The sequence below is a fragment of the Planktotalea sp. genome, from assembly GCF_018607965.1.
In the GTDB taxonomy this organism is placed as follows: domain Bacteria; phylum Pseudomonadota; class Alphaproteobacteria; order Rhodobacterales; family Rhodobacteraceae; genus Planktotalea.
In genome coordinates this window covers 1-6610 of sequence record NZ_JABBAM010000101.1, presented here as the reverse complement: position 1 = coordinate 6610, position 6610 = coordinate 1, and the positions used below count along the sequence as shown (strand labels likewise).

The 6610-nt window shown below is 53.9% G+C and carries 7 protein-coding genes and 1 pseudogene; all 8 read right to left on the bottom strand.

Annotation, left to right across the window (positions count from 1 at the left end; genetic code table 11):
* Positions 1–85 precede the first annotated feature (85 nt).
* The gene (locus tag QZ279_RS09720; protein ID WP_293450299.1) at positions 86–1243 is read right to left on the bottom strand and encodes an NADH-quinone oxidoreductase subunit E; all 1158 of its coding nucleotides are present in this window, start codon (positions 1241–1243) and stop codon (positions 86–88) included.
* An 85-nt stretch (positions 1244–1328) separates the two neighbouring features.
* The gene (locus tag QZ279_RS09715) at positions 1329–2552 is read right to left on the bottom strand and encodes an NADH-quinone oxidoreductase subunit D (protein ID WP_293450303.1); all 1224 of its coding nucleotides are present in this window, start codon (positions 2550–2552) and stop codon (positions 1329–1331) included.
* Between the two features lie 127 nt (positions 2553–2679).
* Complete coding sequence (locus QZ279_RS09710; RefSeq protein ID WP_293450297.1) at positions 2680–3288, bottom strand: NADH-quinone oxidoreductase subunit C; 609 nt, start codon at positions 3286–3288, stop codon at positions 2680–2682.
* A gap of 21 nt (positions 3289–3309) precedes the next feature.
* Positions 3310–3849 carry an NADH-quinone oxidoreductase subunit B gene (locus tag QZ279_RS09705; RefSeq protein WP_293450301.1) on the bottom strand — a complete coding sequence of 180 codons (540 nt, stop codon included), beginning with the start codon at positions 3847–3849 and terminating at the stop codon, positions 3310–3312.
* Entirely contained in the window at positions 3849–4214 is a 366-nt protein-coding gene (locus QZ279_RS09700) for an NADH-quinone oxidoreductase subunit A (RefSeq protein WP_293450295.1), read from the bottom strand. Before QZ279_RS09700 ends, QZ279_RS09705 begins: the two co-directional genes overlap by 1 nt.
* A gap of 318 nt (positions 4215–4532) precedes the next feature.
* Positions 4533–5321 carry a crotonase/enoyl-CoA hydratase family protein gene (locus QZ279_RS09695; RefSeq protein ID WP_293450293.1) on the bottom strand — a complete coding sequence of 263 codons (789 nt, stop codon included), beginning with the start codon at positions 5319–5321 and terminating at the stop codon, positions 4533–4535.
* Positions 5318–6181 carry a hydroxymethylglutaryl-CoA lyase gene (locus QZ279_RS09690; RefSeq protein ID WP_293450291.1) on the bottom strand — a complete coding sequence of 288 codons (864 nt, stop codon included), beginning with the start codon at positions 6179–6181 and terminating at the stop codon, positions 5318–5320. Before QZ279_RS09690 ends, QZ279_RS09695 begins: the two co-directional genes overlap by 4 nt.
* Positions 6178–6610, bottom strand: a pseudogene (locus QZ279_RS09685) (glutathione S-transferase); the annotation flags it as partial. The pseudogene QZ279_RS09685 and the gene QZ279_RS09690, both read right to left, overlap by 4 nt.

Here is a 6610-nt window from a genome sequence, read left to right as displayed (position 1 = left end):
GTGTCGCACGGCCCTTAAAGCCCTGCAGATTTGCGTTCACCCAAGCCATTTCAGTTTTACACTCCCAGTCGTTTTTCAGCGGACATTAATAGACGCCGCCTTTTTTGACGCGGAAAGCAAATTCAGTGTCGCCCCCGCTCGCAAGCACGTTGGCTTGCTCCACCCAATTATTGCGCGTGACGCGACCTTTGAATCCTTCAAGATTTTGATCAACCCATGACACTTCTTCGTCGCTCCATGCCGCAACTTGATCGAAGTGGAAGAAACCAAGCTTGTTCAGCAGGGCTTCCATCTTGGGGCCAACACCTTTGATCATTTTCAGATCATCCGCGCCCGACTTGCGCGCAGCCTTCATTGTCTTAGGTTTCTTACCCTCCGAGACGGCGTTTGGCGCGGTCTCTGTTTTCGCGGGTGAAGCAACCTTAGGAGCCGCTTTAGCCGTTGCCTTGGCGTCCTGCTTAATCACGGCTGTTTTTGCCTTGGCTGCAGCTTTCGGCGCTTTGGTTTTTGGCTTTGATGCTGGCTGGGATAGTGCACTGCCCTGCCAAGGTGACAAGAGTGGAACTTCTGTGCCATCAATGCGCTTGATCGTATCACCAATATCAATAGCTAACTGAGCCGACGCATTATACTCAGTTTTGCCACTGTCGTAATCTTTAAGACTGCTTAGACCGAACAAAGGTTCGCAAGAGTAGCGCCCGTTTTGTGGCCCCGGCGTCGAAACTGAACCCGCAGCCATGTCGTCGAGCAACTTGGAAAGACCCTCAGTTGTGAGGTCCTCATAATAATCTTTGCCGATCTGGGCCATTGGCGCGTTTGTGCAAGCGCCTAGGCACTCGACCTCTTCCCATGAGAATTTGCCGTCCGCACTGATTTGGTGGGCTTTCGGTGCGATCTTGGTCTTACAGACCCCGACAAGATCCTCAGCACCGCAAATCATGCAAGACAGCGTGCCGCAAATCTGGATATGCGCAACCGAACCAGCCGGCTGAAGTTGGAACATAAAATAAAATGAAGCAACCTCAAGACCGCGAATATAGGCCATGCCGAGCATATCGCTGATGTTTTCAATCGCAGGCCGTGTCAGCCAGCCTTCCTGCTCTTGCGCACGCCATAAAAGTGGAATGATTGCAGAGGCTTGACGACCCTCAGGATATTTCGTGATTTGCGCTTCGGCCCATGCTTGGTTTGCAGGTGTGAAAGCAAAGCTATCGGATTGTTCTTTGTGAAGACGGCGGAGCATTAAAACAACCCTTCGTGCCCACGGCAGGCGTCAAAGCCTCCGGCGGGGATATTTATGGAAAGAAGAAGATCAAGACGCGTCATCATTATCTGTCAATCTCGCCGAATACGACGTCCATTGTACCAATGATCGCAGCCACGTCGGCCAATTGATGACCGACTGCGATGTGATCCATCGCTTGCAAATGCAAGAAACCAGGTGCGCGAATTTTGGAGCGGTAGGGTTTATTGGACCCGTCTGCCACAAGATAAACCCCAAATTCACCTTTGGGCGCTTCGACCGCACAGTAAACTTCGCCCGCAGGAACGTGGAAGCCCTCGGTGTAGAGTTTGAAGTGGTGGATGAGCGCCTCCATTGAGGTTTTCATATCACCGCGCTTTGGTGGGGACAGCTTGCCGCGCGCCATGACATCACCTGGTTCAACGCGCAGTTTTGCGATGGCTTGTTGGATGATGGAAACGGATTGCGTCATTTCTTCCATGCGGCACAGGTAGCGATCATAACAATCGCCGTTCTTGCCAACTGGGATTTGGAAATCGAACTCATCGTAGCATTCATAGGGCTGCGCGCGGCGTAGATCCCATGCAAAACCAGAGCCACGTACCATGACGCCAGAGAAGCCATAATTGAGGATATCCTCTTCTGTGACCACGCCAATATCAGCGTTACGCTGTTTGAAAATGCGGTTTTCAGTCAGCAGGCCATGCATGTCGTCCATGAATTTCGGGAACTCATGTGACCATGTTTCGATATCATCAAGCAGCGCGTCTGGCAGGTCTTGGTGCACACCACCCGGGCGGAAATACGCCGCGTGAAGACGCGCGCCGCTGGCACGTTCGTAAAATACCATCAGCTGTTCGCGCTGCTCAAAACCCCAAAGCGGCGGCGTAAGCGCGCCAACGTCGAGGGCTTGGGTCGTGACGTTCAACAAGTGGTTCAGAACGCGGCCAATTTCGGAATAGAGAACGCGGATCAACGACGCGCGGCGTGGCACTTCGATTTCGCAAAGCTTTTCGATGGCCAAGCACCAAGCGTGTTCTTGGTTCATCGGGGCCACGTAGTCGAGCCGGTCGAAGTATGGCAGATTTTGCAGGTACGTGCGGCTTTCCATCAGCTTTTCAGTGCCACGGTGCAGCAGGCCGATGTGGGGATCGCAACGTTCAACAATTTCACCGTCGAGCTCTAGGACAAGACGCAAAACCCCGTGCGCCGCAGGGTGCTGCGGGCCGAAGTTGATATTGAAGTTACGGATTTTCTGTTCGCCGGAAAGCGCGTCGATTGCGCCGTCGTCAAATTTGGAGCCGTCCATCATGTCGTGTCTCCCCGCACTAAAATATACGCAGGGCGTATAGTTTGGGATTTTTTAAAAATTCCGGCGGCAACTAACAATGCGCAAGTCGCCAACACCTCACCATAAACGCTCAGAAACAAATCCATCATTTCGCCTCCTCCGTCTTTTCGTCACCCGGAAGCACATATTGCGCGCCTTCCCATGGGGACATGAAATCAAACTGACGGTATTCTTGCACCAAGCTCACAGGTTCATACACAACGCGCTTTTCGACTTCGTCGTAGCGCACTTCTGTGTAGCCCGTTGTCGGGAAATCTTTGCGCAGCGGATGCCCGCGAAAACCGTAATCCGTGAGAATACGGCGCAAATCGGGGTGGCCCGAGAACAGCAAACCAAACATGTCGTAAACTTCGCGTTCAAACCAGTTCGCGCTGGGATGCACGTCAACAATAGATGGGACCATGTCGTCTTCGCGCACGTGCAGGCGCAAACGGATGCGATGGTTCATGTACATCGACAAGATATGGTAAACGAGGTCAAACCGCTTGCCACGCTCTGGGTAATCCACCGCGGTGATATCCACGAGTGATGAAAAACGGCAGTTCGCATCCGTTTTCAGGAACTCAACAAGGTCCACGATGTTTGCAGGGGCCACTGTCACATTCAGCTCCCCCCGCTCAATCGCCCAGCCTAAAACGCAATCGGGGCGTTTGAGTTCGATATGTGTGCCTAGTTCTTGCAGCGCGTCGCTCATGTAGGTTCTCCTTGCCCCGCCTTAGCGCACAATTGTTCCGGTACGGCGCATTTTGCGCTGGAGTTGCAGGATGCCATAGAGCAATGCTTCTGCCGTTGGGGGGCAGCCGGGCACATAGATGTCTACAGGCACAATGCGATCACAGCCGCGCACAACAGAATAGGAATAGTGATAGTAGCCGCCGCCGTTCGCGCAGGATCCCATGGAGATCACGTAGCGAGGTTCCGGCATTTGGTCATATACCTTGCGCAGTGCGGGGGCCATTTTGTTGGTCAACGTACCCGCGACAATCATCAGGTCAGACTGACGTGGGGACGCGCGCGGCGCCGTGCCGAAACGTTCAAGATCGTAGCGCGGCATAGACGTGTGCATCATTTCAACGGCGCAACACGCCAGACCGAATGTCATCCAGTGCAAGGACCCCGTACGCGCCCAATTGATCAGATCATCCGTGGACGTCAGCAAAAAGCCCTTGTCAGCAAGTTCAGCGTTCAGCGCCTGCGTTCCATGTTCGCGATCACCACCAGCGGTGTTTGGACCCAATTGGATACCCTCTGCCATCACTCCCATTCCAACGCTCCTTTTTTCCACTCATACGCGAAGCCTGCGGTCAGGACCGCAAGGAAAACCATCATCGACCAGAAACCCACCATGCTCACGTCCTTCAAGGCAACGGCCCAAGGGAAGAGGAAGGCGATTTCAAGGTCGAAAATGATGAATAAGATCGAGACCAAATAAAAGCGCACATCGAATTTCATGCGCGCATCGTCGAATGCGTTAAATCCACATTCATAGGCTGACACTTTTTCAGGGTCTGGATTGCGCACGGCAATAACAACGGCAGCGAGGATCAAAACCAATCCTAGACCGATGGCTACGGCTAGAAAGATGATGATGGGGAGGTATTCTCTTGCGATATCTTCCACGAAGAACGGTTCCCTTCGGTATTGTGCGCACGCCTATCAGCAGACGATGCGCTCAAAAAAAACGTATTTGGCTGTGTGGGGTTTACCGAGACGCGCCAAAAGGGTCAACTCACCGAAGGTAAGAATTGAACGTAAGGCGCACAACAGATTAACCTTGTTTTACAGGCTTTGACGGCGAATTTGCGCGAAACCTGTCAAAACTTCAAAACTAAGTGCGCGGTTGTGTCTGGTTTTTGTGATCACAAGCGTGGGATCCCCTTTGGTTTTGCTGGCTTGATTCCTTATTTGCACAGACAAACCACCAAAGGGTTAAGAATGTTATTCTTTGATCCAATTTGGCGCGCGTTTTTCAAAGAAAGCTGAAATTCCCTCATGGGACTCGGGGCTATCCCAACGCTTGGCCAACGCGCCAATCGTATGCTGGATCACCACTTCATCGATGGGTTTAGAAAGCTCGCGAATAAGCGCTTTTGCATCCGCAATCGCCCCCGGCGCGCACGACAAATACGGCGTCACTTCCGCCTCGATAGCGTCATCCAGTTGATCCGCATGTACGACCTTCGCTAAAAAACCCAGCGCATGCGCCTCCATTGCATCAAAGCGGCGCGACGACATGAAGACACGGCGCGCGTTCGCGGCCCCCATGCGCGCAATGACATACGGTCCAATTGTCGCGGGGATCAGTCCCAGGCGCGTTTCCGTCAGGCCCATCAATAGCCCCTCAACACCAATCGCCACATCGCACACACTGGCCAGCCCAACGCCGCCCCCAAACGCGTTCGCATGAATGCGCCCGATCAGCGGTTGCGGCAACGTGTCGAGCGCTTGCAGCATATACGCCAACTTTCCCGCCTGCCCGCTTCGCGTTTGCGCATCCAAATCCATTTGCGCGCGCATCCACGCCAGATCACCGCCAGCACAGAAACTTTTACCCTCTGCACCAAGGACGACCACACGGATGGATGCATCGTTCGCGATTTGCTTGGCGGCCGCGCTCAACTCATCCAACATTTCCTCTGACATCGCATTATGCTTTTCAGCGCGCGCAAGTGTCAGGGTCGCGACGCCGCGTGCATCCACCCCTAAACGGATCGTTTCGAAACTCATGTTGTTGCCTCACTGCGCATCGCACGCGCCATTTGCGCGGCCTGTTCTAAAATCACCAAATCCAAACCCGTCTTATACCCCAACTGCGACATACGTTTGGCAACAGCCTCGGTTGCCACGTTGCCAGAGGCACCGGGTGCGTAGGGGCATCCACCCAAACCGCCAATTGCTGCGTCAAACACGCGGACACCCTTTGCAAGCGACGCTACGATGTTGTCCAAAGCGCGCCCAGACGTGTCGTGATAATGCCCAGCCAAAACCGCGTCAGGCACCGCGTCCTGAACCGCGCACAGCATATTTCGGATGTCTTCGGGGTACGCATGACCCGTGGTGTCGCCCAAAGACAGCTCGTAACAGCCCATCTTCATCAACTCTTTCGCAATCATAGCAACGGCCTTTGGGGCCGTCGGCCCATCATAAGGGCAATTCACAACGCATGAGATATAACCACGCACAGGAATGCCTGTTTCATGGGCCGCCTCAGCAACGGGGCGAAAGCGTTCAAGGCTTTCTGCGATGCTCGCGTTGATGTTGGCCTTGGAAAACCCTTCACTGGCAGAGCCAAAAATCGCGACTTCATCCGCGTTCGCTGCAATCGCCCCCTCAAACCCGCGCATATTGGGCGTGAGGGCAGCATATGAAATGGCGTTTTGACGTGTGATGCCCGCAAGTACGTCCGCGCTGGTTGCCATTTGGGGCACCCACTTGGGACTGACAAAGCTTGCCACTTCGATCCTTGAAAATCCCGCCGTGCTTAGCAAATCGACCAGTGCGATTTTATCCTCGGCCGAGATAAGCTGCGCTTCGTTCTGAAGACCGTCGCGCGGGCCAACCTCGAAAATCTCGACTTTTTTGTTCATCGCGCAGCCGTCCAAACGGGATAAAACGCCTCTGTATAAAGCAAACTATTCTCGTCAGGCAGGCTCGCTCGAAACGCAGGACGTTCTTCAAGGCGCGCGAACCATTCTGCCGTCGCGGGATGCTGATCGAGCGTGCAAAACTTCTGCCCCAGATAAACCGCCTGCCCGACGCTGATGTCGGCGGCTGAAAATCCACTGGTCAAAAGCGTGTCGCGGTTCTCAATTGGCGTGCTTAAACGCGCCTCCAGTGCATCATAGCACTTGGACAGACGCGCGGCCTCCAATTTCATCACCGCCGGGCTTCGCATCGCATCATCATAAAGCACAATGTGTTGTTGCGTCAGCGCCGCCACATGTTGGCTGATCGTCTCAGAAAAATGTACCCAGACCAACCATGCCATACGATCAGGATTACCCGCAGGCCGACCG